The sequence below is a fragment of the Streptomyces sp. NPDC002032 genome (assembly GCF_042890765.1).
Taxonomy (GTDB): domain Bacteria; phylum Actinomycetota; class Actinomycetes; order Streptomycetales; family Streptomycetaceae; genus Streptomyces.
The window spans coordinates 58,035-80,985 of the sequence record NZ_JBIASM010000017.1 but is presented as its reverse complement, the minus strand read 5'-3'; the positions used below and the strand labels follow the sequence as shown (position 1 = coordinate 80,985).

General features: G+C 72.4%; 24 protein-coding genes. 12 read left to right on the top strand and 12 right to left on the bottom strand.

The window, feature by feature from the left end; genetic code table 11:
* Positions 1-63: 63 nt before the first annotated feature.
* The 3 genes from ACFYYT_RS29810 to ACFYYT_RS29800 all read right to left on the bottom strand — a co-directional run bounded on the left by ACFYYT_RS29810 (position 64) and on the right by ACFYYT_RS29800 (position 1,508).
* On the bottom strand, positions 64-399 hold the full coding sequence (locus tag ACFYYT_RS29810) for a hypothetical protein (protein ID WP_351819649.1): 336 nt from the start codon (positions 397-399) through the stop codon (positions 64-66).
* A gap of 92 nt (positions 400-491) precedes the next feature.
* Positions 492-632 carry a hypothetical protein gene (locus ACFYYT_RS29805; protein WP_351819652.1) on the bottom strand — a complete coding sequence of 47 codons (141 nt, stop codon included), beginning with the start codon at positions 630-632 and terminating at the stop codon, positions 492-494.
* Positions 633-683: 51 nt separating this feature from the next.
* Positions 684-1,508 (bottom strand): hypothetical protein, encoded by an 825-nt coding sequence (locus ACFYYT_RS29800; RefSeq protein ID WP_351819654.1) that lies wholly within the window; start codon positions 1,506-1,508, stop codon positions 684-686.
* A 273-nt stretch (positions 1,509-1,781) separates the two neighbouring features.
* On the opposite strand from ACFYYT_RS29800, the gene ACFYYT_RS29795 reads away from it, so the two are divergent.
* The 3 genes from ACFYYT_RS29795 to ACFYYT_RS29785 all read left to right on the top strand — a co-directional run bounded on the left by ACFYYT_RS29795 (position 1,782) and on the right by ACFYYT_RS29785 (position 4,673).
* The gene (locus ACFYYT_RS29795; RefSeq protein ID WP_351819657.1) at positions 1,782-1,979 is read left to right on the top strand and encodes a hypothetical protein; all 198 of its coding nucleotides are present in this window, start codon (positions 1,782-1,784) and stop codon (positions 1,977-1,979) included.
* Complete coding sequence (locus tag ACFYYT_RS29790) at positions 1,976-3,058, top strand: protein kinase (protein WP_388609876.1); 1,083 nt, start codon at positions 1,976-1,978, stop codon at positions 3,056-3,058. Before ACFYYT_RS29795 ends, ACFYYT_RS29790 begins: the two co-directional genes overlap by 4 nt.
* 163 nt (positions 3,059-3,221) lie before the next feature.
* Entirely contained in the window at positions 3,222-4,673 is a 1,452-nt protein-coding gene (locus tag ACFYYT_RS29785) for a phospholipase A2 (RefSeq protein WP_351819660.1), read from the top strand.
* Positions 4,674-4,774: 101 nt separating this feature from the next.
* Here the strand turns inward: ACFYYT_RS29785 and ACFYYT_RS29780 are convergent, their stop codons facing one another.
* Entirely contained in the window at positions 4,775-6,673 is a 1,899-nt protein-coding gene (locus ACFYYT_RS29780; protein ID WP_351819662.1) for an RICIN domain-containing protein, read from the bottom strand.
* Positions 6,674-6,908: 235 nt separating this feature from the next.
* Here ACFYYT_RS29780 and ACFYYT_RS29775 point away from each other — a divergent pair, with 235 nt between their 5' ends.
* Positions 6,909-8,105 carry an RICIN domain-containing protein gene (locus ACFYYT_RS29775; protein WP_351819664.1) on the top strand — a complete coding sequence of 399 codons (1,197 nt, stop codon included), beginning with the start codon at positions 6,909-6,911 and terminating at the stop codon, positions 8,103-8,105.
* Between the two features lie 84 nt (positions 8,106-8,189).
* Here the strand turns inward: ACFYYT_RS29775 and ACFYYT_RS29770 are convergent, their stop codons facing one another.
* Both ACFYYT_RS29770 and ACFYYT_RS29765 read right to left on the bottom strand, forming a co-directional pair.
* A complete protein-coding gene (locus tag ACFYYT_RS29770; RefSeq protein ID WP_351819665.1) occupies positions 8,190-9,257 on the bottom strand; it encodes a hypothetical protein in 1,068 nt (355 codons plus the stop codon).
* A 52-nt stretch (positions 9,258-9,309) separates the two neighbouring features.
* The gene (locus ACFYYT_RS29765; RefSeq protein WP_351819667.1) at positions 9,310-10,041 is read right to left on the bottom strand and encodes a dienelactone hydrolase family protein; all 732 of its coding nucleotides are present in this window, start codon (positions 10,039-10,041) and stop codon (positions 9,310-9,312) included.
* Positions 10,042-10,198: 157 nt separating this feature from the next.
* On the opposite strand from ACFYYT_RS29765, the gene ACFYYT_RS29760 reads away from it, so the two are divergent.
* Positions 10,199-11,005 carry a 2OG-Fe dioxygenase family protein gene (locus ACFYYT_RS29760; protein WP_388609871.1) on the top strand — a complete coding sequence of 269 codons (807 nt, stop codon included), beginning with the start codon at positions 10,199-10,201 and terminating at the stop codon, positions 11,003-11,005.
* Between the two features lie 132 nt (positions 11,006-11,137).
* Here ACFYYT_RS29760 and ACFYYT_RS29755 read toward each other — a convergent pair whose 3' ends face one another.
* Positions 11,138-11,464, bottom strand: coding sequence for a hypothetical protein (locus tag ACFYYT_RS29755; protein WP_351819669.1), 327 nt, complete (start codon positions 11,462-11,464; stop codon positions 11,138-11,140).
* Positions 11,465-11,829: 365 nt separating this feature from the next.
* Between ACFYYT_RS29755 and ACFYYT_RS29750 the strand changes: the two genes are divergently transcribed.
* Together ACFYYT_RS29750 and asnB are read left to right on the top strand one after the other, a co-directional pair.
* Positions 11,830-12,366 (top strand): GtrA family protein, encoded by a 537-nt coding sequence (locus tag ACFYYT_RS29750; protein WP_351819672.1) that lies wholly within the window; start codon positions 11,830-11,832, stop codon positions 12,364-12,366.
* A 257-nt stretch (positions 12,367-12,623) separates the two neighbouring features.
* Positions 12,624-14,471, top strand: coding sequence for an asparagine synthase (glutamine-hydrolyzing) (gene asnB, locus ACFYYT_RS29745; protein ID WP_351819675.1), 1,848 nt, complete (start codon positions 12,624-12,626; stop codon positions 14,469-14,471).
* Between the two features lie 23 nt (positions 14,472-14,494).
* Here asnB and ACFYYT_RS29740 read toward each other — a convergent pair whose 3' ends face one another.
* Both ACFYYT_RS29740 and ACFYYT_RS29735 read right to left on the bottom strand, forming a co-directional pair.
* Positions 14,495-14,920 carry a subtilase-type protease inhibitor gene (locus tag ACFYYT_RS29740; protein WP_351819678.1) on the bottom strand — a complete coding sequence of 142 codons (426 nt, stop codon included), beginning with the start codon at positions 14,918-14,920 and terminating at the stop codon, positions 14,495-14,497.
* Positions 14,921-15,289: 369 nt separating this feature from the next.
* The gene (locus tag ACFYYT_RS29735; RefSeq protein ID WP_351819681.1) at positions 15,290-16,213 is read right to left on the bottom strand and encodes an RNA polymerase sigma-70 factor; all 924 of its coding nucleotides are present in this window, start codon (positions 16,211-16,213) and stop codon (positions 15,290-15,292) included.
* 356 nt (positions 16,214-16,569) lie between these two features.
* On the opposite strand from ACFYYT_RS29735, the gene ACFYYT_RS29730 reads away from it, so the two are divergent.
* Positions 16,570-16,908 (top strand): hypothetical protein, encoded by a 339-nt coding sequence (locus tag ACFYYT_RS29730; RefSeq protein ID WP_351819684.1) that lies wholly within the window; start codon positions 16,570-16,572, stop codon positions 16,906-16,908.
* A 63-nt stretch (positions 16,909-16,971) separates the two neighbouring features.
* Here the strand turns inward: ACFYYT_RS29730 and ACFYYT_RS29725 are convergent, their stop codons facing one another.
* The 3 genes from ACFYYT_RS29725 to ACFYYT_RS29715 form a co-directional block, all read right to left on the bottom strand.
* Positions 16,972-18,168 (bottom strand): MAB_1171c family putative transporter, encoded by a 1,197-nt coding sequence (locus ACFYYT_RS29725; RefSeq protein WP_388609912.1) that lies wholly within the window; start codon positions 18,166-18,168, stop codon positions 16,972-16,974.
* Between the two features lie 116 nt (positions 18,169-18,284).
* The gene (locus tag ACFYYT_RS29720) at positions 18,285-18,851 is read right to left on the bottom strand and encodes an ImmA/IrrE family metallo-endopeptidase (protein ID WP_388609866.1); all 567 of its coding nucleotides are present in this window, start codon (positions 18,849-18,851) and stop codon (positions 18,285-18,287) included.
* Positions 18,852-19,116: 265 nt separating this feature from the next.
* Positions 19,117-19,572, bottom strand: a complete 456-nt coding sequence (locus ACFYYT_RS29715) for a helix-turn-helix domain-containing protein (RefSeq protein ID WP_351819690.1) — start codon at positions 19,570-19,572, stop codon at positions 19,117-19,119.
* Positions 19,573-19,789: 217 nt separating this feature from the next.
* On the opposite strand from ACFYYT_RS29715, the gene ACFYYT_RS29710 reads away from it, so the two are divergent.
* The 4 genes from ACFYYT_RS29710 (at position 19,790) to ACFYYT_RS29695 (ending at position 22,929) form a co-directional block, all read left to right on the top strand.
* Positions 19,790-19,984: a hypothetical protein gene (locus ACFYYT_RS29710; RefSeq protein WP_351819693.1), complete on the top strand. Its 195-nt coding sequence runs from the start codon at positions 19,790-19,792 to the stop codon at positions 19,982-19,984.
* A gap of 65 nt (positions 19,985-20,049) precedes the next feature.
* Positions 20,050-20,250 (top strand): hypothetical protein, encoded by a 201-nt coding sequence (locus ACFYYT_RS29705; protein ID WP_351819695.1) that lies wholly within the window; start codon positions 20,050-20,052, stop codon positions 20,248-20,250.
* Between the two features lie 190 nt (positions 20,251-20,440).
* The gene (locus ACFYYT_RS29700) at positions 20,441-22,342 is read left to right on the top strand and encodes an alpha/beta fold hydrolase (RefSeq protein WP_351819698.1); all 1,902 of its coding nucleotides are present in this window, start codon (positions 20,441-20,443) and stop codon (positions 22,340-22,342) included.
* Positions 22,339-22,929 carry a hypothetical protein gene (locus ACFYYT_RS29695; protein WP_351819701.1) on the top strand — a complete coding sequence of 197 codons (591 nt, stop codon included), beginning with the start codon at positions 22,339-22,341 and terminating at the stop codon, positions 22,927-22,929. The genes ACFYYT_RS29700 and ACFYYT_RS29695 overlap by 4 nt, the downstream gene beginning before the upstream one ends.
* Positions 22,930-22,951: the final 22 nt, after the last annotated feature.

Below are 22,951 nucleotides of genomic sequence, written 5' to 3'. Positions count from 1 at the left end.
CGTTTCTTGACCATTGGGCAAGGCCTTATTCCAAAGTCCTCCACCCCACTGCCCGCCGCCCGCTCAGTCGCCCCGGGGCGCCCAGGAGGCAGCATGGGCCCCGGCGGCCCGCCCACACGCCCAGGCCACGGCCGCCCCGGAGACCGCCGCCGCGGCGAGCCCGGCGCCCAGCAGGCCCCCGGACATCCAGCCGCCCTTGCCCAGATTGATCATCAGCCCGCCCAGCAGGGCCGCCGCGCCCGCTCCGACGACTCCGACGGCCGTCAGCGGCAGGGCCAGGTTGTACAGCGCGATCCGCCTGTAGAAGCCCCGTCCGGTCCGGTACGAGGCCAAGGGGCCGAGCGCCTGCGACTGTTCGACGAACACCCCCGCGGCTCCGAGGGCACCCGCGGCAGCCAACGCGGCGCCTCGCCGGGCTCGGGCCAGCGCACGAGACCGGCCGGCGACGGTGACCGTACCGGCGGTGGGGAGGGTGATCCCGGCGAGGCAGTTCAGCAGGGTGGACCCACGTCGAGACTGAGGTCGTCCAGGATGGTCCGCCCGGCCACGCGGTAGCGCAGCCCGCGCGCGGACAGGGCCGAGGTGGAGGCGGAGGTGGGGGCGACGGCGGCGGCGGGGCGGGATGAGAACACGGCCCCGTCGATGCTGTCCGCACCGACGGGCGGGACACGCGGGGCGGGAGCTCAGTACCAGCCGATCAGGTCGAGGGTCATCCCCGGATCGGGTCCGTTTCCGACGGGCTTTCCCGTGTCGTCGGTGAACGTTTCGAAGGCGAGTTTGGGTTCGTCCTGCGTCCCGTTCGTCTTCAGGAACCAGCCGACGCCGTTGGAGAGGAGCGTTTTCGTTCCGTCCGGGCTGGTCACCTGGGCGCCCCGCTTGGGGTTCACCGGGGCGGACCGCTTGACGACCTTGCCGTCGGCTGACAGGTCCCAGCCGAGTTCGCTCCTGCCGCCGAAGAAGGACCCCTGGTCGAGGGTCGCTTCTTCGACGAGCCGGTCCGGGGAGGCGGGATCGGCGGAGTACACCTTCTCGTCGTTGGCCAGGACGTAGATCTTCTTGCCGTCGGCGCTGAAGCGGGGCTGGCGGTACGCGCGCTTGCCTCCGTTGAAGGTGGGCGTGCCGCCGATCTTCGTGCCCGGCGTCTCGTCGTACCGCGAGAAGACCGCCGATCCGGAGAAGCTGCCGACGAACAGGTCCCCGTCCTTGACCCAGACGTACCGCTTCCAGTCGGGTGAGAAGCTGTAGCGCTTCCACGGGTTGGCCTCGGCGTACTGCGGCAAGTACGTACTGAACGTCTGCCGGCCCGTCGACGGGTCGTAGAAGACCAGATCGGTCAGATTGCCGCTGGTCAGCGAGCCGATTCCGGTGGCGCGCGGTGCGTTGAGCTCCTCATCCCTGCCGGGCGCCGAGGCCGTCGGGGCCGATTGCGGCGCCTGACCTTCCTGCGGCTTGTGCTCCGCTCCGCCTGCGCCGCAGGCGACGGCGCCCACGACGGCCAGGGCCGTCACCGCAACCGATCGAAGCCCTGCTCGCCAGAACCCACCCGGACGCCTGGGTAAATGCGCCATCAAGATCATCCCCTCGTCGTACCTGGCACCGACTGCCGGTGATCCGAAGCCTGCCAGGATTCAGGGGTTCGATGGCGCCGAACGCCAGATCGAGCTCCTTCCCCCCCGCAACCGGTCCGGGGCATTCCGCCGTGGTCGCGCGGTCAGGGTGGAGCGGTCACTTGGCAGCACGGTCTACAACCCGGCCGACCCGATGGGCAAGATGGGCGCGATGTGTTCGACCTTCTGATCCCGGCTGTCTCCGGCGAGTTCGAGGTGGATCTTTTGACGATGCGGACCTGCGAGCTCGCGGCCGTCGCCCGTACCGGGGGCGGCCTGAGGGAAAAGAAGCCGCTGACCCCACTCGGCTCCCCGCCGACGGCGCACGACGTACGGGAACACCCCCGGGACACGACCACGGAGGTCCGGTGAACTCCCCGCTCTGGCCGAAGCCGCAACGGCCGGGCGACCCGCGCCGCACGGGACCATATTGGCTGGAGGGCCGCCTGGGAGGGGGCGGAATGGGGCAGGTGTTCCTGGGGCGCTCTCCCGGCGGCCGTCCGGTCGCGGTCAAGCGCGTGCGGGCCGAACTGGCCGAGGATCCCGGATTCCGGCGCCGGTTCGCCTTGGAGGCGGAGGCCGCCCGCCTGGTGGGAGGGTTCTACACCGCCCAACTGGTCGACGCGGATCCCGATGCCGACCCGCCGTGGCTGGTCACCGCGTACATCCCCGGCCCGTCCGCGCACCAGGCCGTCGAGGCGCACGGCCCGATGCCCGCGGAGGCGATCACCGTACCGGGAGCCGGACTGGCCGAAGGGCTCGGCGCGATGCACGCCTGTGGCCTGGTGCACCGCGACCTCAAGCCCTCCAACGTGATCCTGGCGGCGGAGTCGGTGAGCTGCCCCGAGGACGTCGGCCACGCCGGGCCGGTCGCCGGGGACCTTGGCCAGGCAGCGCTCCACCAGGTCCGCCAAGTGGGCGGGCAAGACGGTCAGATCGGGTTCGTCGTGGGCTGCACACCTGGGAGCGGGACGCAGGCCCCGCCCGAGCCCGCTACGGCCGCGGACACCTACCGGCATCCGCACGAGTTGGCCCCCGGGCCGGACCCCGAGCCGGGCCACCGGCCGTCCGACGGCCCCGACGCGCCCACCGGCAGCCGTCGCCTCCCCCGGCAGCCGTCGCCTCCCCCGGCGGCTGTTCCCGGCCGGTGGTCTGGCCGCGCTGGGCGCCGCGGCCGTCCCCCTCGGCTGGAACTACTGGTCCCACCGCAACCGGCTGACCGACCGGGAGCTGTACACGGTGGCGTTCAGCCCCGACGGGCGCACCATCGCGGGGACAACACATTCGACGGCATCCGGCTGCGGGACGCGGCGACCGGCCGCGCCAAGGCGAAGCTCACCGACCGCAGGGCCTGCGCACTGGCCTTCCACCCCGACGGGACCTTCCTGGTCTCAGGAGGCTGGTACGTGGGCGCCGAGGGCGGCTGGCTGTGGCCGCTCGACGGCATGTGACCCGGGCGCCGGGCGGTGGGCCCGTCGTGGCTGCCTGTCCGGGGACAACGGGGAGTTGTCCACCCGTTGAGCTGCGCTTTCCTGCTTGCGGACACCGGACATCGGCCGGCGTTGCGCAGGGTGGCCTCCAAGACGTCGGGTTCGACACGGGAGGCTGAGCGACATGGGTTCGTTGTTCCGGGAGCGTGGCAGGGACGGGGACACGGGGGTGCGCCGAGGTCCGGCCGGGGTACGGGGCAGGGCGCGGACGGCGTGCCTGCTGCTGGCGGTGGTGATGGGCGTCGGTGGCGCCGCCGCGGTCGTGAACCGTGGCGGGTCGTGGGGAGGGGGCGGCAAGGCCGGCGGTGACACCGTGGCGGTGGCCGCGGCGGACGCCTCCGCGAACCACGTCGACTCGCTGCTGTCGGTCGGCAAGGAGGTGTACGCGCTGGAACAAGGCGGGACGGGCGTGTACCGGGCCACCATGCAGGATTCGTGGGTCAGGGTCGGGGACGCCCAGAAGATCGTCGGCGGCGGTGCGGGGATGTTCGCCATGCTGCCCGGCAGCGGTGACATCGCGCGGTACACGGACGACGGGAAGTGGGAGCCGGTCGGCGGTCCGGGGGCGGAGTTCGCCGTCACGAACTCCGCGCTGTACGGGCTCTCCCCCGACGGGACCTCGGTTCACCGGTGGACCAGGGAGACGGGCTGGGGGCAGCTCGACCGCACCGTAGAGCACCTCTACGGTGGCGGAGCGGGCTTGTTCGGGGTGCTGCCGGGCAGCAAGGAGATCGCTCGGTACACGGACGGCGGGACGTGGGAGACGCTCGGCGGCCCGGGCGCGGAGTTCGCCGTCACCGACTCCGCGCTGTACCGGCTCTCGCCCGACCGGGCCACGATCGACGAATGGATGCCGGAGAAGGGCTGGCAGCCCGTCGGGGGGCCTGCGGAGCACATCTTCGGCGGCCGGTCCTCGGTGCTGATGACCGCTCAGGGCAGCGGAGACGTGTCCCGGTTCGCGACCCTCGGCGCACGCAAGTGGGAGGCCGTCGGCGGTCCCGGCGCCGCCTTCACCAGCACCCCCTCTGGGACGGTCTACGGCATCTGGCCGGACGGCTCCGGAGTCTCGCGCCGGAGCGCGGAGGGCGACTGGCTCGGTACGGCCGCACTGCGCGACACCGGTCCGGTCCTGTCCGCCGAGCAGAAGGTGCGGCGCATCCACGAACTCACCGAGCCGGGTGACGAGGCGACCCGCGCGTGGCTGTTGGCCCGGTCCAGCCACGGCAAGGGCGAGCCGGACCCGTACGGCTTCCGCTGGGACGAGAACGGCTGCAATGTGATCGGCGACTCCCTGCACGTCGTCGGCTTCGAGTTCAAGAGCGCCTGCGCGCGCCACGACTTCGGCTACCGCAACTACCGTGACGCCCTGGGTGAGGACGGCTTCCGGGGCGGGGTGCTCGGCGTCACCGGGGGAGGGGTGGACAGTCCGAAGAACCGGGTCGACCAGGTGTTCCGGCAGGACCTGCTCAGGTCGTGCGACGCCGGCCACTATCCGGCTCCGAAGCTTCCCGCCATCGACTGGGCCTGCCGGCAGACGGCGGAGAAGGTCTACGCGGCGGTGGTGGTGGGCGGCTGACGGAGAAGACCGGGGGTGTCGCGGACGCGGAGTCCGCGGCACCCCCGCTCTGGTGTGCCGACGAGGTCCGGGCCATGCGCCGTGCCTGCCCGTCGGCGGGTTCAGTTCCAGATCTGGAGGGGGCTGCCGTCGCAGGGCTGCTGGACGGCGAGGGCCCCGTCGCCCCGGCCCCGGATCGTCAGGCACTTCTCCGAGCCGTTGACCATGCTCCAGCCGCCCCCGGGCTGGGCCTGCCAGCGCCAGGCCTGTCCGGACGATCCGTTGCAGGTCCACTGGTTCGCGCCGGCCCCGTCGTCGCGGGAGTCACCGCGGATCTCCAGGCACTTGCCGGAGTCCATGTGGACCAGGTTCGACCATCCGCCGGGATTGGTGGCGGTCCACTTCTGGCTGGAGGAGTTGTTGCAGGTCCACTGGTTCGCCGTCGCCCCGTCCTCACCCGCACTGCGACGGATCTCCAGACACATCTGCGTACCCGCGTTCACCCACGTCCGCAGCCCGCCACCCACCGCCGGCGGCGGGGCCGGCTTCGGCTCGGGTGCCTGTTCCTTCGGCGACTCCACCTGCGCGGGGCTCGGCGACCGGGGCCCGGGCTTCGTGGCCGGCTCCACCCCCTCGTCCGCCGGGTCCGACGCGGAGGGGCTGGGGGTGGGACCGCCGGAAGGGCCCGAAGACGGGGAGGCGGGGGCCTCGATGCCCGGTGCGCGGGGGCCGGCGCCGGGCGTGGCAGGCGTGTTGAGGCGGGCTTCGGGGCTCCGCTCGCCTGCGGCGCCCTTCTGGTTTCCGGCGATGGCCATTCCACCGATCACGCAGGCGGCCACCAGCACGGCGAGGCCGACTCCGGCCGGCAGCCGCGGCCCGCGCCATGGGCGTTGGCGCCCTTCCGGACCGGGGCCTTCGCCCGGGCGCTCGTCCGTCGGGCCGGAGGAGGCCCGGGTGTCGCCGCTGCCGGACGGGGAAGCGCCCGCAGCCCCGCCCTGACCGACCGGTGACCCGGCTTTGCCCGCGTCGGTCCCGTTGGCGGGCTCGGAGGGCCCGCCAACCCCCAGGCCGCCGTCGCCGCCCGTGCCGCGGTCCGGGCCGCCGCCCGTGCCGCTGTCCGTGCCGCGGTCCGGGCCGCCGCCCGTGCCGCTGTCCGTGCCGCGGTCCGTGCCGCCGCCCGTGCCACCGGCCGCGTCGCTCAGGCTGCCGACGCCACCCGGAGGCGTACCGTCTCCGCCGCCTTCCCCGTCACAGCCCGGGCCGCTCCGGCCGTCCGCACCCTCGGCTCCGGTCCCCGGCGTCGCACTGCCCGCTCCCGCGGTCCACTCGCGCAGGGCGTCCTGCTGCCGGGCGGCGGTGTCGTGGAGGTCGGCGAGGCTGCCGACCAGTTCGCCTCCCCCCGCAGCGGACATCCTCTCCCCAGCGGGCTGCCCGCCGGTCTCGGACCGGGCCGCGCCGTACGCCTCCAGCGTCGCGTCCCGTACCCGGCTCGCCTCGGCGACGTGCCGGCGCAGGACATCGAGCTGCTCCGCGATCGTCCCCACCGGGCGCCCGGAGACGTCCGTACAGCTGTCGGCGGAGGCCGCCCCGGCCCCGGCGGGGGCCTGCCCGGCCGCTTCGTCCTGGAGCACGTCGATCCGGGCCAGGAGCACCTTGATCAGACGGCCCATGTCGGCGATGTCCCGCTCGGCGCGCCGCAAGGCTTCGCCCAGCCCGTCGGCGGGCCGGGTTTCGGCCTCCGCGGTCAGGGCCAGCCCGTGGAGGTGACGGGCCTTGGCCAGCATGGCCTCCCGCCCGCGGGCGTCGCGGACCCGGTCCTTGACCACGCTGCTGAGCCGGGGAAGCGGCACGAGCTGAGCCCCGGAACGGTACTCGCCCCAGAGCGTCTTGCCGCCCTCGTAGCGCTCGGCGAGCTCACGCAAGCTCATGCCCTCGGTCAGCTCCCGCAGGAACCCCGCCAACGCATTTGCCGCCTCCGTCGCCCCCTTGGGGTCGCCCTGCGGGCGTCCTGCCTTGACCATCTCTCCCCCTCGGTTGTCCGCGGACAACCCCCGTTGTCCACCCCTGGCACCCGTCTGACCTGCCGATACACGGCACCAGACCCCGGCCAACCCGGCCGCGGACCCACCCTGGGCACGGGCCCGGGCCGGCTTCTCGGCGAAGCCCGCAGCGAGGGCCGGTCCCGCGTGCGCGCCACCGGCTCCAGGCGATACAGAACAGGGCCCCGGCAGCCGCCGTCCACCAGGGGGAGTCCAGTTGTCTCAATTACGCGTGCCCGTGGCCGTCGCGATGGCGGTGGTGGCGGCCTGCCTCATCGCCGCGTTCATGACGGCACCCACCACCCGTCCCGGCGAACGGACCGGCAGCACGATCGACACGACGGCGGCAGAAGTCCAGACGAAGACCGGGGGCTCCATCACCCGCGCACAGGTGCTCCAGCGCGCCCAGTCATGGGTGGACATGAAGGTTCCCTACGACCAGGAAGGCTCCTGGCCCGAGAAGGCCCTGGGCCGCGAGTGGAGGACGGACTGCTCCGGCTTCGTCTCCATGGCCTGGATGCTCAAGGCCAGCGAAACCACGCTGAGCCTGCCGCGCCTGACCACACGGATCCCCACCTCCGAGCTCCGCCCCGGCGACATCCTGAACTCGTCCGAGCACGTGGTGCTCTTCGCGGGCTGGATCGACCGGGCGAAGGGCACCTTCACCTTCTACCAGGAGAGCAACAAGAGCCGCCCGACGAACAAGTCGACCGGCAGTCTTCAGGCCGCCAAGCTCTCCAACCACCCCGTCAGCAGCTACACGGCCCTGCGCTACGACCACATCGCCGAGGACGCGCCCACGCCCGCACCCGAGCCCCCGACGCCCGCCCGGTCCACGGCCGCGCCGGCCCCGTCGGCCGCCCCCGCGCGGAGCGCCGTGCCCTGGACCACGCCGGCTCCGCCCGCCGAGCCGCTGCCGACGCCACAGCCGAAGAGTCCCGCACCGGTGGCACCGCCGAAGGCCGGGACACCGAAGCCCCAGCCGAAGCCGGCACCGCCGCCGGTGGTGGGGGGCGGGCTGCGGACGTGGGTGAACGCCGGCACGAACCTGTGCCTGGAGATCCGCCGCAGCCTGGGCCACGACGGGGCGACCGCGAACCAGTGGACGTGCAACAACTCCTCCAGCCAGCAGTGGACCACCACCAGCCCGGGCGGCTGGACCACGATCGTCCACCGGGACTCGGGCAAATGCCTGGAGATCCGCGGCGACGCCGTGGCGGACGGCGCCACCGCGAACCAGTGGACGTGCAACGGGTCGTCCACGCAGAGCTGGCGCTGGCAGGCCCAGCCCGGCGGCGGCTGGAGCCTGGTCAACGCGAACTCCCGGAAGTGCCTGACCATCCGGGGCGAGGGCGACGGAGCCCTCGCCGTCCAGCAGCCCTGCGACGGCAGCCCCGCCCAGACCTGGACCTGACACGGCATCGAAGGGCGGTGGCCGAGGCCAACGCCGAGCGGACGGCCCGGAACACAGCGGCGCGGTGGGAAGGTCAAGGACCGCTCACTGGATGAGGTCGGTGTGCGGGTGCTCCGGAGCTGCCGGGCAGACGTAGAGCTGCATGTTGTCGGTGCTGCCGACTTCGACCCCGGTCGGCCGCGTGGCCCTTTGGCCGGGGACACGCGTGCCGGCGAGCGCGCAGGCACGGTCCTCGTACGGTATCCAGCCGTGCGTACTGCGGTCCCATTCCACGGAGGTGATGGTCAGCAGCGGCACCATCCGGGCTTCGCACACGGCGCAGAACCGGGGATACGGATCGGTGCGGCCCCACGGAGGCCAGCCGCCTGCCTTCCAGCCCGGAGCCTTGGCCAGTTCGGCGTCGTAGAAGCCCCGCGGATAATCCGCGTACGAGGCGTCCAGGGCTACCCCCGCCGCCCGCCACCTGCTCGGGTCGTTCACCATCAGCCGCAGCTCCGGGCTGAGGTCGAGGCTGTCGGGATACTCGGTGATCGCTTCCGGTGCCAGCAGACACGGCCCCGGCACGTATCCCTCCCAGTCCACCTCGAAGGGTTCCGGAGGTACGGCGAGGACCTCGCCCACCTCGGCCGCGGAGCGCCAGAACAGCGCGGTCGACGGCTTGGGGAACGCGTCATGGTCGTAGGGGCACCACAGCACCTGGAGCAGGTCGGCCCGCCCGGGCGGCCGCAGCAGGGGTACGTCGCGCGCGTACAGCTGGGCCACCGGCAGCATGGGCGTCGGGGCGTCCCAAGTCCACGGAAGATCGGCGTCGGCCACCTCCATGTACGCCGCGTTGTTGCGGTCGTAGGCCGCCGCCTCCTCGGGCGTGTGCCGAGGACCGTCGGGGTCACGGCGCAGCCTGGCCTGCACGCGTCTCTCCAGCCTCACGGCCGCCGTCTGCTGGGCGAATCCGCTGCCCTGGTGGGATTCCCCGCAATGGGGCCACGGCTCCTCGGCGGGCCACAGCAACGGGCCGCCCACCGAACTGTCCCGCACGGAAGGCGACCCCGGACGGGGGTGCAGCCGGATCGCGGCCCGCGCCAGCGGAGCCAGCTCGGGGAACACCGCGGTGACATCGACCGGTCGCGGTGGAGTGGTACGTACGAAAACCATGCCGGCGATCCTTTCACCGGCCACTGTCAGCCCGAGTACGAGGGCGCCGGGGTCACTCCGTCCTCTGCACGGGAACGCACCCCCCGAGCAGGGAGATGACGTCGTGCCAGGCCCGCCGGGCGTGCCGTGGGTGGTGGCCGACGCCGGGCGGCGCCGGGTGGTCGACCGGTGGGTGGTGGAAGGCGTGGAGGGCTCCTCCGTAGACGGTCAGGCGCCAGTCGACGCCCGCGGCCTGCATCTCGGCCGTGAACGCGTCCCGTTGGGCGGAGCCCATGATGGGGTCCTCGGAGCCGACCCCGGCCCACACCGGGCAGCGGATGCGGGCGGCCTCGCCCGGCCGGCCCGTGGTCAGCGCGTTGACCGTCCCGATCGCGCGCAGGCCGGCGCCGTGGCGCCCGAGTTCCAGCGCGACCGCGCCGCCCGTGCCGTAGCCGATGGCGGCGATCCGGTCGGAGTCGGTCCTCGGTTCGCCGGCCAGCACCTGGAGGGCCGCGAGGCCGATGTCCCGCAGCCGGTCGGGGTCGGCGAGCAGCGGCATGCAGCGGGCGAGCATCTCCTGGGGGTCCCGCAGATAGCGGCCGCCGTGGAGGTCGAAGGCCAGCGCCACGTACCCCAGCTCGGCGAGGGCGTCGGCCCGGCGGCGCTCGACGTCGCTGAGCCCCATCCCCTCCGGCCCGATCAGGACCCCGGGCCGGCGGCCGGCACCGGCGGGGAGGGCGAGGTGCCCGATCATCGTGAGGGCGTCGGCCGGGTAGGCGACCGTACGCGTCGTGATCGTCGTCATGAGGCCCGAACGTAGGGGCCGTCGAGCCCGGCCGGCCCGGTGTTCACCATCGGCGGACAGTACGCGCCGACAGCACGGTCGAGCCGGGGGGCGGCTGCCCGGAGGGCGATCTTCCCCGCCACCCCGTTGTGCTGGAGCATGCAGGACCATGCAGGACATGAGCGATAGCGCCGACGGCGAACCGGGTCCGCGCGTGGTGGCACTGAGCTGGGTGGACAACGCGGGCATCAGCCGGGTCAAGGCCGTACCCGCCCACCGGCTGGAGCACGCGAACCGGTGGGGCGTGGGCATGGCCCCCGTCGTCGACACGTTCCTCGTCGACGACTCCCGGGCCGGCGGCCCCGGATTCGACGGCCCCGTGGGCGACCTGCGGCTGCGGCCCGACCTCACCCGGCTGACCCCGCTCGCCGCCCAGCCCGGATGGGCCTGGGCGCCGGCTGACCGCTACGGCCAGGACGGCACCCCGTACGAGGGCTGCCAGCGCTCCTTCGCCCTGCGCATGACCCGGGAGGCGCGGGCCCGGGACTTCGCTCCCTTCCGCGCGCGCGAAGCCGGCAATCCGTTCTTCCGGGCCCTGGTCCACCACAACGCCGCGACCTTCGACCGGTGCGCCGGGCAGGCGCCGCCGTCCTGGGAGGTCGACGCCCACCTGATCCGGGTCACCGCGCGCGCCGGTGCCCGGGGCGAGCCGTCGCCCGAAGGACGCCACCGCGACGGCTTCGACTACATAGCGCTCCACCACGTCGGCCGGGCGAACGTCACGGGCGGCCGCACCACCCTCTACGCGGCCGAGGACGGCCCACCGCTCGCCACCACCACCTTCAGCCTCCCCCTGGACAGCCTCTACGCACAGGACGCCCGGATCCTCCACGACGTCACCCCGGTGTCCGTGGCCGTACCGGCGGCCCACGGCCACCGCGACATGCTGCTGATGAGCTTCAAGGCGCGCGAAGACACCGGCTGAACCGGAACGCTCGACCGCGTCGTCACGACGACCCGGCCTGTGTCAGCACCCGGCCGGTGCGGGCGGCCGCTGGCCGGGCCGGCCCGTCGGTCGTTGAGCCTTGAGGTGCCCCCACCGCTTGTTCCCGCCCGCTCAGTGGTGGAACGCCGCGCAGGTGACCGTGGTCTTGCCGTCTGCGGTCGTCACCTTGTACTTGCCGGCGGTGAGGCCGCCGAGGTCGAACCGTCCCGACTTGTCGATGGGGACCGAGCCCGAGGAAGCGCCGGAGTAGGTCACGGTCGTGCCGGCGGGGAGGCCTTCCCCCCACACGTGGTCCTTGCCGGCCGAGTCCACCTCGATGTTGCACTTCGCGGCCGCAGGTACCGCCGCGTGCGCGGCGTGCGCGGCGACGGCGGGGCCCACCGCGAGGAGGGGAGCGACCAGGAGCGTGCATGCTGCAAGACGACGTGTTCGCTTCATGATTCGACCTGCCTTGGGGCTGACGTGAGGGCTGGTGAGGCGCGTGACGGCTCCGAAGCCCGCGGCACGGTGGAGCCACACGCGGCATTGATCACCTTTTCATGCTATTGCCGGGTTTGCCGCCCAGCATCTCGCACCGCGACCGCAACACGGCCCGGGTGCTGCGTCCGCATGGCGTTCACCGTCATCCAATGCAACGAGCCGCCCTTTGTTCGTTGCGTTAAATGTCAGCCCAGTGCAACAAATATCGGGTTCTGACCTGTACTAACGCCGATTTACCGCTCCTGTCTCGTTGCCGAAAACATGAATGCAACGTAGCGTTTCTCGTGTCAGAAAACACTGGGGCGGGCCAAAGGGGTGGGGTCATGGGAACAGCAGCGCAGAACCGGCGGCAGGACCCCCCGGGCGCTCTCGCCGCCTTCGCCCGGTTCGTGCTCTGTGGCGGGGGAGTGGGGCTGGGTTCCAGCTTCGCCGTGGTGGCGCTCGCCGCCTGGATGCCCTGGGCGTTGGCGAACGCGCTCGTCACCGTCGTGTCCACGCTCCTCGCCACCGAGCTGCACGCCCGCTTCACCTTCGGCGCCGGCCGCCACGCGACCTGGCGCCAGCACGCGCAGTCGGCCGGGTCGGCGGCAGCCGGATACGCCGTCACCTGCCTGGCGACGCTCGTCCTCCAGCAACTGACGGCGACCCCCGGAGCCCTGCTCACCCAGGCCGTCTACCTGTCCGCGTCGGCCCTCACCGGTGTCGCCCGGTTCGCGGTGCTCCGCCTCGTCGTCTTCGCCCGCAACCGCGCACAGGACGCCCCGGCCCCGGCCCACCCGCTCCTCCCCGTGGCCGTCCCCGTGCCCCTCCCCGTCTCCGCCCCGGCGCCCGACCCGTCGACCCTCTGCCGCACCGCCTGACGCAGGCCCTCGGCCCGTCGCCCCCGGGGTTGGGTGAAGTTTTGCCCGGTGTCCGAAAAGTGGCCTCCCGGGCGGCCCGAGGCGTTGACGTGTCGGGGTCGTGCTGGGCAATGGCCGGGTCAAATGCGTCCGAAAGCCCTGCCGGGAGCGGACGCGCGCCCGTTGGGGGAGCTGCCCAAAAGGTTGACCGAGGCTACCGGGCGGCGCATCCTGCGGAAGTAGATGGTAGATGCAACTTCTTCGGGAGGTGTTGCTCCATGTGCGGCATAACCGGATGGATCTCCTTCGACCGCGACCTGCGCACCCCACAGGCCCGCGAGCAACTGGAGGCGATGACGCGGACGATGGCCTGCCGGGGGCCCGATGACCACGGCACCCACGTGGAGGGCCCGGCCGCCCTCGGCCACCGCCGCCTCGCCATCATCGACCTGCCCGGCGGCCGCCAGCCCATGACCGCCGCGACCCCGGACGGAGCGGTCACCCTCGTCTACAGCGGCGAGACCTACAACCACGTCGAACTGCGCACCGAACTCGCCGCGCACGGCCACCGGTTCCGCACTTCCTCCGACACCGAGGTGGTGCTGCGCGGCTGGCTCGAATGGGGCGCCGGCCTCCCCCGGCGGCTCAACGGCATGTACGCCTTCGCCGTCTGGGACGCGCGGGAGCAGCGGCTGACCCTCGTCCGCGACCGCATGGGCGTCAAGCCCCTGTACTGGTACGAGACCCCGGACGGCGTCCTGTTCGGCTCCGAACCGAAGGCGATCCTCGCCCACCCCCTCTCCTCCCGCCGCGTCTGCGCCGACGGCCTGCGCGAGCTGTTCACCATGGTCAAGACCCCCGGGCACGCGGTGTGGGACGGCATGCGGGAGGTCGAGCCCGGCACCCTCGTCACCGTCGACCGCACCGGCAACCACGCCCACACCTACTGGACCCTGGAGAACCGGCACCACGAGGACGGCCGGGACGCCACCATCGGCCACGTCCGCGAACTCCTCGACGACATCGTGGCCCGACAGCTCATCGCCGACGTGCCCCGCTGCACCCTGCTCTCCGGCGGCCTCGACTCTTCCGCGATGACCGCCCTGGCAGCCCGCCGGCTGGCCCGGCACGGCGAGAGCGTACGCAGTTTCGCCGTCGACTTCGCCGGCCTGTCGGAGAACTTCGTCGCCGATGAACTGCGCGGCACCCCCGACACCCCCTTCGTGCACGACGTGGCCCGGTCCGCCGGCACCGACCACCGGGACATCGTGCTCGACTCCGGCGCCCTCGCCGATCCGGAACTACGGGCCCGCGTGCTGCGCGCCCGCGATCTGCCCACGGGCTTCGGCGACATGGACGGCTCCCTGCACCTGCTCTTCGAGGCGGTCAGGCAGCACTCGACGGTCGCCCTCTCGGGGGAGTCCGCCGACGAGGTCTTCGGCGGCTACCTGCAGTTCTTCGACGAGGAGGCGCGGGCGGGCGGGACCTTCCCCTGGCTGGTCCGCTTCGGGGACCGCTTCGGCGCGGACTCCGACGTCCTCGCCCCCGGCCTGCTCGCCCGCCTGGACCTCGACGCCTACACGCGGGACGCGTACGCGGGCGCGGTGCGCGAAGTGCCGAGGCCGCAGGGGGAGGACGACTTCGAGTACCGGATGCGGATCATGTCGTACCTCCACCTCACCCGGTTCGTGCGGGTGCTGCTCGACCGCAAGGACCGGGCCAGCATGGCCGTGGGCCTGGAGGTCCGCGTTCCGTTCTGCGACCACCGGCTGGTCGAGTACGTGTACAACACGCCGTGGGCCCTGAAGTCCTTCGACGGCCGCGAGAAGAGCCTGCTGCGCGAGGCCACCGCCGACGTGCTGCCCCGCTCCGTGTACGACCGGGTGAAGAGCCCGTACCCGGCCACCCAGGACCCCGCGTACGGGCAGGCGCTGCGCGCGCAGGCCGAGGACCTGCTGGCCAAGCCCTCGCACGAGGTGTTCGAGCTGGTCGACCGCGACGCCGTCACCCGCCTCGCCCGTTCCACGGCGCCGCTGACCACCCAGGCGGGCCGGCGAGGACTGGAGCGGACCCTCGACCTCGCCCTGTGGCTGGACCTCTACCACCCCGAGATCGTGCTGGACTGAGGGTCCGCGTCGGCGGTACGGCGTCAGAACGCGTAGAGCGGGTTGCCGTTGAGGGTCGCGGACATCTCGCACGGGTTGGAGAACGTGTGCTTCCAGGCGACGCGGCTGCCGCGCCAGACGCCGTCCGCCGTGACGGTGACGGGGTCGTAGTGCACCGGGCAAGCCCGGTCCCGGCTCGGCGCGGCCAGCAGGCGGTCGAACTCGCCGCCGGTGGCGTTGAGCGCGTCGCACGCGGCCCTGGGAGCGGGGTGGGTCCCCTCGGCCGTGTAGGCACAGCTGAGGGTCGTCGCACGCAGGACGGTGCCCGTGGCGGCGTCGTCCCCCCGGGTGATGCCGAGGACCATGGCGGACGGGGCGTACAGGCTCGCGGGCGCGGCCTGCGCCGCGCCCGCGGAGCCCGCGAGGCAGAGGAGAGCGGCGGCGGAGACGGTGGCCGAGCGGTAACGCATGACAGGACTCGCTTTCGAATCGAAGGAGTTCACTGGCGCGGGCCTTTCCTGGAGGGCCCAACCGGGTCTGACCATGCCAGGACCGAAGGGCGATCGCATATCGGCGATCGATTTACGGACAGTCGGTTCGGATATCAGACAGTGCGGGGCTGTTTGCAAAGCCGGAGCGGAATGCCCCCAGGTCCACGTCGGTCCGTTGCGCCGCGCCCCGCCCGGCGTCGCGCACCCGCCCCCGCCCCCAGCCCAGGTGACGGCTGCTCACGGTGCGCCGAACGGCCCTCCAGGGTGACCGGATCGGTGCTGATCGGATGCCGGACCCCACCGGCCGTATCACCGGTCCTCAGCTCCGTCCGGGAGCGGACGATGGGGTCAGTTCGGCTGCCTGCGCGTCTGCCGCACTTCCCGGTGGACGGCCCAGGCATCGGCTACCGGGCCGAGGTGGCCGAGCTTGTCCGGGTTGATGACCGAGCGGATGACGTGGATCCGCCCGTCGAGCAGGTCGAGGACCATGACGCGCAGGACCTTGCCGTCGCGGTCGCGGAACAGGGCGCCCGGCTGTCCGTTGATCGCGCGAGGTTCGCAGGTGATGCCGGTACGTGTCATCAGCGCGGGGATGGTGGCGAGCAGCCGTGCCACGTTCTCGGCGCCGGCGACGGCCCGGGCCAGCTGCGGTGCCTTGCCGCCGCCGTCCCCGACGAGCTGGACGTCGGCGGACAGCAGGCTCCGCAACCCGTCCACGTCACCCTGTGACATGGCCCCGAAGAACTTCTCCGCCAGCTCCTGTTGCTCCTGACGGTCCGCGACGAAACGGGGCCGTCCCTCGCGCATGTGGCGGCGTGCGCGTACGAGCAGCTGGCGGCAGGCCGCCTCCGAGCGTCCGACCACCGTGGAGACCTCGTCGAAGCCGAAGGCGAAGACCTCGCGCAGCACGAACACGGAGCGCTCCAGCGGGCTGAGCCGTTCCAGGAGCAGCAGTGCCGCCATGGACACCGAATCGGCCAGTTCCGCTGCCCGCGCCGGGTCCTGGTACGGATCGTCGAGCAGGGGCTCGGGCAGCCACGGTCCGGCGTACTGCTCCCTGCGCACCCGGGCGGAACGCAGGACGTCGATGGCGATCCGGGTCACCGTCGTCGACAGGAACGCCTTGGCCGACACCGGGCGGGTGGAGGAGGCGCCGAAGCGCAGCCAGCTCTCCTGCACCGCGTCCTCCGCCTCGGTCACGCTGCCCAGCATCCGGTACGCGATCGAGAACAACAGGGGCCGCAGCGCCTCGAATTCCCCGGCCTTGTCCATGTCGGTTCCCCCTCGCGGTTCGAGCCCCCGACCGGGCGGCCACCGCCGGAGCATCCCCCGAGCGGCCGTCGCCCGTCCCCGCGAGCTGCCCGGTCCCGGTTGATCATGGCACCCCGCGCCCCGGGCGGGGCCGGTTCGGGCGGACCGACCGGTCGCCACCGCGTACGTGAGGGTCTGCCGCGAGGCAGCCCGCACCCCCCGTGACACGGCGCGGTGTGATGCAGGTCTCCCGCAGTCTCGGGCCGTGGATGTCACAGGCCGAACCGCTGCCCCGTCTCGGGTGCGGAAGGCATCGGCCACGGCGCCGGTGGCCCCCTCCCCGCACCGTCCCGCCCCCCTGGAGAAAGACCACTGCCATGGAGATCCTCCGATACGTACTCCTCGTCTTCCACCTCTTCGGATTCGCCGCGCTCCTCGGCGGCATCTTCTACCAGACACGCGGAAAGGACCCGGTGACCGGCGGCTACATGGTGACCAGCGCCGTCGTCCAACTGGTCACCGGTGCGGGGCTCATATGGGCCCGGGCGTCCCTGGACCTGCCGGTCGACGACGCGAAGACGGGAGTGAAGCTGGCCCTGGACGTCCTGGTGGCCGCGACGGCGCTGGTGGGCCTGCGCAATAAGCAGGCGTGGGCCTTCTACGCCGTGGGGACGTTCACGGCCGCCGCAGCGGTCGTGGCCGTCGCCTGGACGTAGGCGGCGGGCCCGGAACCCGCCTGGCAGGGCCGGCCGGTGGACGACGGCCCCGCCGAAGCCCGGTCAGGCCCGCTGGCGGGGCTCCGCCGCATCCCCCGCATCCCCCGCGTCCCCCACATCCCCCGCGCGGCCGGTCACGGCCCGGTCGACCACCCGCGAGCCGAGTGCGCGGGCCACGCGCTGCTGGTGGAGCAGTTCGGCCGCCAGCTCGGGAGGACAGGCGGCCAGCGGTGTGGCCGCCGGCCGGGCGGGCGGCTCGTCCCGGGCCTTGGCCGCGAGGGCGCCCCGCAGCTGCGCGGCCTCGACCACGGCGGCCGCCTGCTCCCCGCTGAAGCCGGCCCGGCCGGCCTCCCGGCGGGCCGCCCCGGCGATGTCCTCGTCCATCCAGGTGCGCAGCTCCCACTGGGCGTCCCGGATCTCGATGAGCGTGCGGTAGAGCCGGGTACGAAGGTCCGTACCGCGCCCCATCGGGATGACCGGGCCGGGCACCTGCTCGGTCAGCGTGCGGTGCAGCGGCAGCAGGATCCGGTGCGCCCTCCGGTACCGGATCCGGTCGGCGACGGCGGTCAGGTGGGGGCCCCAGTCCGGCAGGATCCAGCCGATGGTCTGGGTGCACACCGCCAGGGCCACCCCGATCTGGGCGGCCGGTTCCCATGCGTGGCCGGTGCCGCCGAACTGTGCGGCGACGATGCCGGCGGCCCGGCACACCGAGTAGCAGAGTGAGAACGGCAGCGAGAGGGCGACCAGCCGCAGCCCACGGCGCAGCCAGGGCGACGGGGCGAGCCGGGAGTATCGCCAGCCCATGACGCCGACGCCGATCTGGGTGAGGGTGAAGGCGGCGAGGTAGACGACCAGATAGGCCGGTGTGTAGTGGGCCCGTACGACGGCGAAGTCGTCGGGGGACTCGCCGTGCGCGGCCGCTTCGAAGAACAGCACCACCATGGCGCCCAGCACCACGCCCAGCAGGACGATCCTGGGCACGGCCGCGCGGCGGGCGGCTCCGGGCGACAGGGTGAGGCTGAGTAGCACCAGTTGCTGGCAGACGCTCAGGGCGATCACCGAGCTCTGGGAGAGCAGGCCGGAGAAGTTCTCGATGCCGACGGCCCGGCTGAGCCAGACCCAGACGGCCGGGGTGGAGACGGTGAAGATCACGACCAGGAAGAAGAAGCTGCCGATCAGGGCGAGCTGGGCCGCCGAGCGGTCCGTGCGCAGCACCCGCGCCTTGTAGAGGAGGGCGACGGAGGCGAGGGCGGCGCACAGGGGGTAGAGGATGTCGTTGATGTCCGCTCCTTGCTCTTCTCCGGACGGTGTTCGCCGGACGTGCCTTCGCCGGTCTCCGCTCGCCCCTGTCGCCCCCAGCCCCCAGTGCCCAGCCCTCAGCCGTCGGTCTCGGTCCGTCCCGGCGGTTCGAGCAGGGCGAGTCGCGCGACGAGCTCGTGCGCCTCGGGCGGTACGGGCCGGTCGCGGTGGACCGTCCAGCCGCTGAGCCGGCGGCCGATCAGCGATCCGACCAGCTCGGCCTCGACCTCCGCCTCGGAGTCGGTGTGTCCGCGCCCCAGGACGCGCCGTACCAGCCCGGGGTCGAGGGACGGGAGCAACAGCCGGGACACCTCGGCGGCCAGCACCGGTGAGGTGTCGTGGTCGCACACGAGGTGCCCGATTTCATGCAGCACCACCTGGTGTTGGTGGATGGGGGCGAGCCGCTCCTCCAGGAACACGTAGTCGTTGCGGTCCGTCGCCACCCACAGGCCGTGCGGGCTGTCGGCGGGAAGGGCCATCGGGAGCACCAGCAGGGGGCGCCCGCGCCGGGCACCGACGTGTTCGCAGACTTCCTCGATGGTCATCTTGCGCCGCGGGGGCAGGGCGAGTTCACGGAACCGCTCCTCGCACCGTCGCTCCAGAGGGGTCTGCCCGAGCCCGCGGGCCCCGATGAGCCGGCGCACGACATTCACCGGCCGACGGCCGTGGCCGGCGACTGGGCATGGTTCACGTGAAGACTCCCCCGATGAGCTCGACATACGGATCCCAACACAACGATCCCACCCCGTCCAGGCGAATTCACGCCAGTTCGGCATTACGGGCATCCGCCCCCGGCAGAAGAACCGCAGCTCAGGGCATACGCACGCCGATCCGCGACGCCCACGGGCGGCAGGGCCCCCTCCACGAGGCGGCGGCCCCTCCCAGAGCCCGCGCGCCCTGCCCGGGGGCTCAGGAAGCCGGGCCGTCCAACGGGGCCTCGGGGAGGCCCTCCAGTTCACGGACCCGCTCGATCACGTCGTTGATGGAACGCAGGCTCTTCTCGGAGAGCCCGGCGGTACGCAGCGCCACCCGCCGGACCTGGGCGTCCCGCAGCGCCATGAGCAGGGCGAGTTCGGCGCCGATGCTCTCGGCCACCTCGTCGTCGAAGAAGTACGCGGCCGGGACGCCGAAGAACTTGGCGAGGCCTTCGAGGTGACGGAGGGTCGGATTGTCGCGCTGTCCCTTGCGCAGCAGCCAGATGTAGCTGCCGGAGATGGGGATGCCCTCGGCCGTGATGGCCCGCGCCACGTCCTCGACGCTGTAGGGCCCTCGCCCGGCCGGGACCACGTGGGCGAACAGGTGGTTCAGCTTGTCCGCCAGCGACCTCGGCGGCGCTTCACTCTGCCCGGCACTCTGTTCGGCCATGGTGCCTCCATCCTCGGGGCGCACCCTATCACCACACTGGTGTAACAAGCATCGCCTATCGGCCAGCCATATCAGTTGACGCACAGATCGGAATCGGCCTAGCATCACGACGTCAACTGGTGTTCGATTCAGCCAGACAGTGTTCCACATCAGTTGATGAGCGAGCGAGGTTCCCCAGGCGCAGTCCCGGTATGACCAACCGAAAGGAAATGCCCCCATGGCCAAGATCGCGGCCTTCATGAACGAGCAGCAGATGGGCCCCATCACCGAATCCGTGGTCAACCGTGACGGCACCCCCGTCATGGCCACCCCGGCGGTCGTCGCGGTGCCCGCCTCCGTCAAGATCACCGCGGCGGTCGTCGCCTTCACCGTTCCGGTCGGCGCCTATGTCGCCGGCCGCGTCGTGAACTGACCCCGCGACTGATACCGCAACTGATCCCGCCCCATTCCGCACCCCGACCCAGGGAGGTCCAGCAAGTGAACCGAATTACCGAAAGCGTCCGCGTGATCGCCGGCGCGACCCTCTCGGAGGACACCGGCGAGCGCACCAGCCGGATGATGCCGGTGGCCTTCACCCCGGCCGTCCTCGTGGTCTGCCCCTACGCGGCCGGCGGCCTGGCGGCCGGCGCCGCCGCGGTCGGCGCGTACGAGGCCGGACGGGCCGCCGCCAAGGGCTGACCCGCCCGCGGAGTCCGCTCCGGACGGCCGGCCGGAACGGGCTGTCGGGCCGCGCGCCAATCGCGGCCCGACAGCCCCGCCCATGCTAGTGCCGCGTCAGGCGACGTCCGCTCCTTGACGGGCAAACGTTGCCCGACGCGGCACTGGCCAAGCAGCGCAACCACTGACGAGCCGAGAGGTAGGAACGTCTTTGCGGTACTTGAGGAAACTCGCCTCGGCGGTCTTCTCCCCCGTCCCGGTCTCCCGGGACCGGGCCCTGGGAATTTCGGAGCGGCTCTCCGCCCTCACCACCCTTTCCTCTTCCCTGGAATACCTGCACCAGCGCAAGCAGCTCGATCCCGGCGGCCTGAACGACTGGGACATCATGAAGAAGTCGCCGGAATCGAAGAACTTCTTCATCCGGCGCGTCAGCGGAGCCGTGGCCGAAAAGCACGTGACCCTCGCCCTGCACGCGTCGCGCGCGGCGGTCAGCGCCGGCCTGCTGCTGCCCGGCAACAGCCGCTGGCGCGGCGCCGGCAGCCTGTTCCTCGGCGCCACCACCTGTCTGCTCTCCGCCCGCCACCGCTACGGAACCGACGGATCCGACCAGGTGGCCACCCTCGTGCAGGGCGCCACCGGTCTGGCCCGGCTCTCCACCAGCACCCGTACCCAGGACGCCTTCCTCTGGTACGTCGCCCTCCAGGCCAACCTCTCCTACGCGGCGTCCGGCTGGGTCAAGCTGATCGGCGAGCGGTGGCGGGACGCCTCCGCACTGCCCGGCGTGATGCGCACCCGGACCTACGGCTCCGAGGGCGTGTACCGGCTGACCCAGCGCTACCCGAAGAGCTCCAAGTACCTGCAGCACAGCGTGCTGGCGATGGAGTGCCTCTTCCCGCTGGTCTACCTGGCCGGCGGGCGGCTCACCCGCCCCTTCCTGGCCTCGGCCGTCGGTTTCCACATCGCCAACGGCTTCGTCATGGGCCTCGGCCGGTTCATGACGGCCTTCCCCTCGCTGCACCCCATGGTCGCCTACACCACCACACCGGCCGCGCACCCCGCCGTGGCCGGGCGGGACGACCGGGCGGTGAAGGCGGCCGCCGTACTGCTCGCGGCCGGGGTCGCCCTGAGCGCGGCCATCGCCGTCCAGCGCCGCGGCACCGTACTGGAGGGCTGGCCCACCTCACGGAAGTTCGTCACCCGGCACGGCAACGAGCTGATGTACGAGACCGGTGGGGCGGAGTTCTCCGAGGAGCCCGTCCTGGTGTTCTGCGCCGGCCTGGCCTCGACCTCCGAGCACTTCTCCTGGATCACCGAACGCTTCGTCAACGAGACCGAGCACGCCGTGGTCTCCTACGCCCGGGCCGGCTACGGCGGCAGCCTGCGCCGCACCACCGCCCCGTACGAGCTCGCCGAATCCGTGGACGACCTGGAGGACCTGGTCCGCGGCGTGGTCCCGGCGGACCGGCAGGTGGTGCTCGTCGGGCACTCCCTGGGCGGCGAACTGATCCGGCGGGCCGCGGCCCGGCTCGGCGACCGGGTGGCGGGGCTGGTCTACCTCGACCCGGCGCACCCGGCGGAGCTCCAGCGCTCGGAACGCCAGAGCGCGGGCGCCAAGGACCTGCGCGACACCATCGCGCACGCCGCGCTGTACCTGCGGCTGGGCACCGGCGTCCTGATGAGCCGGCCCGACTGGCTCGACCGGCTGCCCAAGGCCTACCGCGAGCGGGTGTTCGCCCAGTACACCGACGCCCGGCTGTGGCGGGCGGGCAAGCGCGAATGGGCGGCCGTGGAGAAGGAGTTCCGGGCCTTCGACGGACGGATCGACGCGATCAGCGCCCCCGGCCTGATCATCGCCGCCCAGCAGACCGTGGACCAGGACCCGGAACAGCTGCTGCTCTACAACGAGCTGTCCCACGCCCACCGAAGCCACGGCGAGCACGGCGGGATCAAGGTCGTGGAGGGCTCGGACCACGACTCCCTGCTGACCAACGCCCCGCACGCGCACCGGGCGGCGGACCTGATCGCCGAGTTCCTCGGCGGTGTGCGTCCGTCCGGCGGGGCGGCCCGGGAAGAACAGGCACGACAGCAGCGGCGGGAAGGGGCGGAGCGGTGAGGACAGCGACCGGAATCCTGAAGACGGCGTTCACCGGCGAGGGCGCCTGGGCGCGGGTACTGGGCGCCGGGATGCTGGTGGCCACGGTGGCCGCCCAGCACCCGCACCCGGCGTTCGACAGATCCCGTACGAAGGACGTCTTCTCCCTCGTCCCCAACTGGAAGTTCTTCGCCCCGAATCCGGCGGTGCACGACTTCCACTACGTGTACCGCACGCTGGAACCGGGCGGCGCGACGAGCGAATGGCACGAGATCGAGATGATCGAGAGCCGCCGGCTGCACCAGGCGTTCTGGTTCGCCACCCGGCGGCCGGAGAAGGCGGTCTTCGACATCTGCACCTCCATCCTCCAACTGGCCGCCAAGGGCGGCGCCGCGGCGGCCCAGACCAACTCCGCCTACCAGGTGCTGGTCGAGTTCATCCGCAAGACCATCCGGGAGCGGCACGGCGAGGACGCCGTACGCGGCTTCCAGTTCGCCGTCGTACGGGCGGCCGGGCACGACACCTCCGAGGAACCGGAGCCGCTGTTCGTGTCCCCGTACACCCCGATGGAACGGCCGCCGGTCGGCGGCCACCTCGTCACCGCCTGATCCCCCACGGCAAGGAAGAGGC

Coding starts and splice junctions, on each gene's coding strand:
- ACFYYT_RS29710 (WP_351819693.1), top strand. CDS start 19,790: ATGGCCAAGATCGCGGCCTTCATGAACGAGCAGCAGATGGGCCCCATC.
- ACFYYT_RS29715 (WP_351819690.1), bottom strand. CDS start 19,572: ATGGCCGAACAGAGTGCCGGGCAGAGTGAAGCGCCGCCGAGGTCGCTG.
- ACFYYT_RS29785 (WP_351819660.1), top strand. CDS start 3,222: ATGGGTTCGTTGTTCCGGGAGCGTGGCAGGGACGGGGACACGGGGGTG.
- ACFYYT_RS29765 (WP_351819667.1), bottom strand. CDS start 10,041: ATGACGACGATCACGACGCGTACGGTCGCCTACCCGGCCGACGCCCTC.
- ACFYYT_RS29780 (WP_351819662.1), bottom strand. CDS start 6,673: ATGGTCAAGGCAGGACGCCCGCAGGGCGACCCCAAGGGGGCGACGGAG.
- ACFYYT_RS29755 (WP_351819669.1), bottom strand. CDS start 11,464: ATGAAGCGAACACGTCGTCTTGCAGCATGCACGCTCCTGGTCGCTCCC.
- ACFYYT_RS29750 (WP_351819672.1), top strand. CDS start 11,830: ATGGGAACAGCAGCGCAGAACCGGCGGCAGGACCCCCCGGGCGCTCTC.
- asnB (WP_351819675.1), top strand. CDS start 12,624: ATGTGCGGCATAACCGGATGGATCTCCTTCGACCGCGACCTGCGCACC.
- ACFYYT_RS29740 (WP_351819678.1), bottom strand. CDS start 14,920: ATGCGTTACCGCTCGGCCACCGTCTCCGCCGCCGCTCTCCTCTGCCTC.
- ACFYYT_RS29760 (WP_388609871.1), top strand. CDS start 10,199: ATGAGCGATAGCGCCGACGGCGAACCGGGTCCGCGCGTGGTGGCACTG.
- ACFYYT_RS29735 (WP_351819681.1), bottom strand. CDS start 16,213: ATGGACAAGGCCGGGGAATTCGAGGCGCTGCGGCCCCTGTTGTTCTCG.
- ACFYYT_RS29770 (WP_351819665.1), bottom strand. CDS start 9,257: ATGGTTTTCGTACGTACCACTCCACCGCGACCGGTCGATGTCACCGCG.
- ACFYYT_RS29730 (WP_351819684.1), top strand. CDS start 16,570: ATGGAGATCCTCCGATACGTACTCCTCGTCTTCCACCTCTTCGGATTC.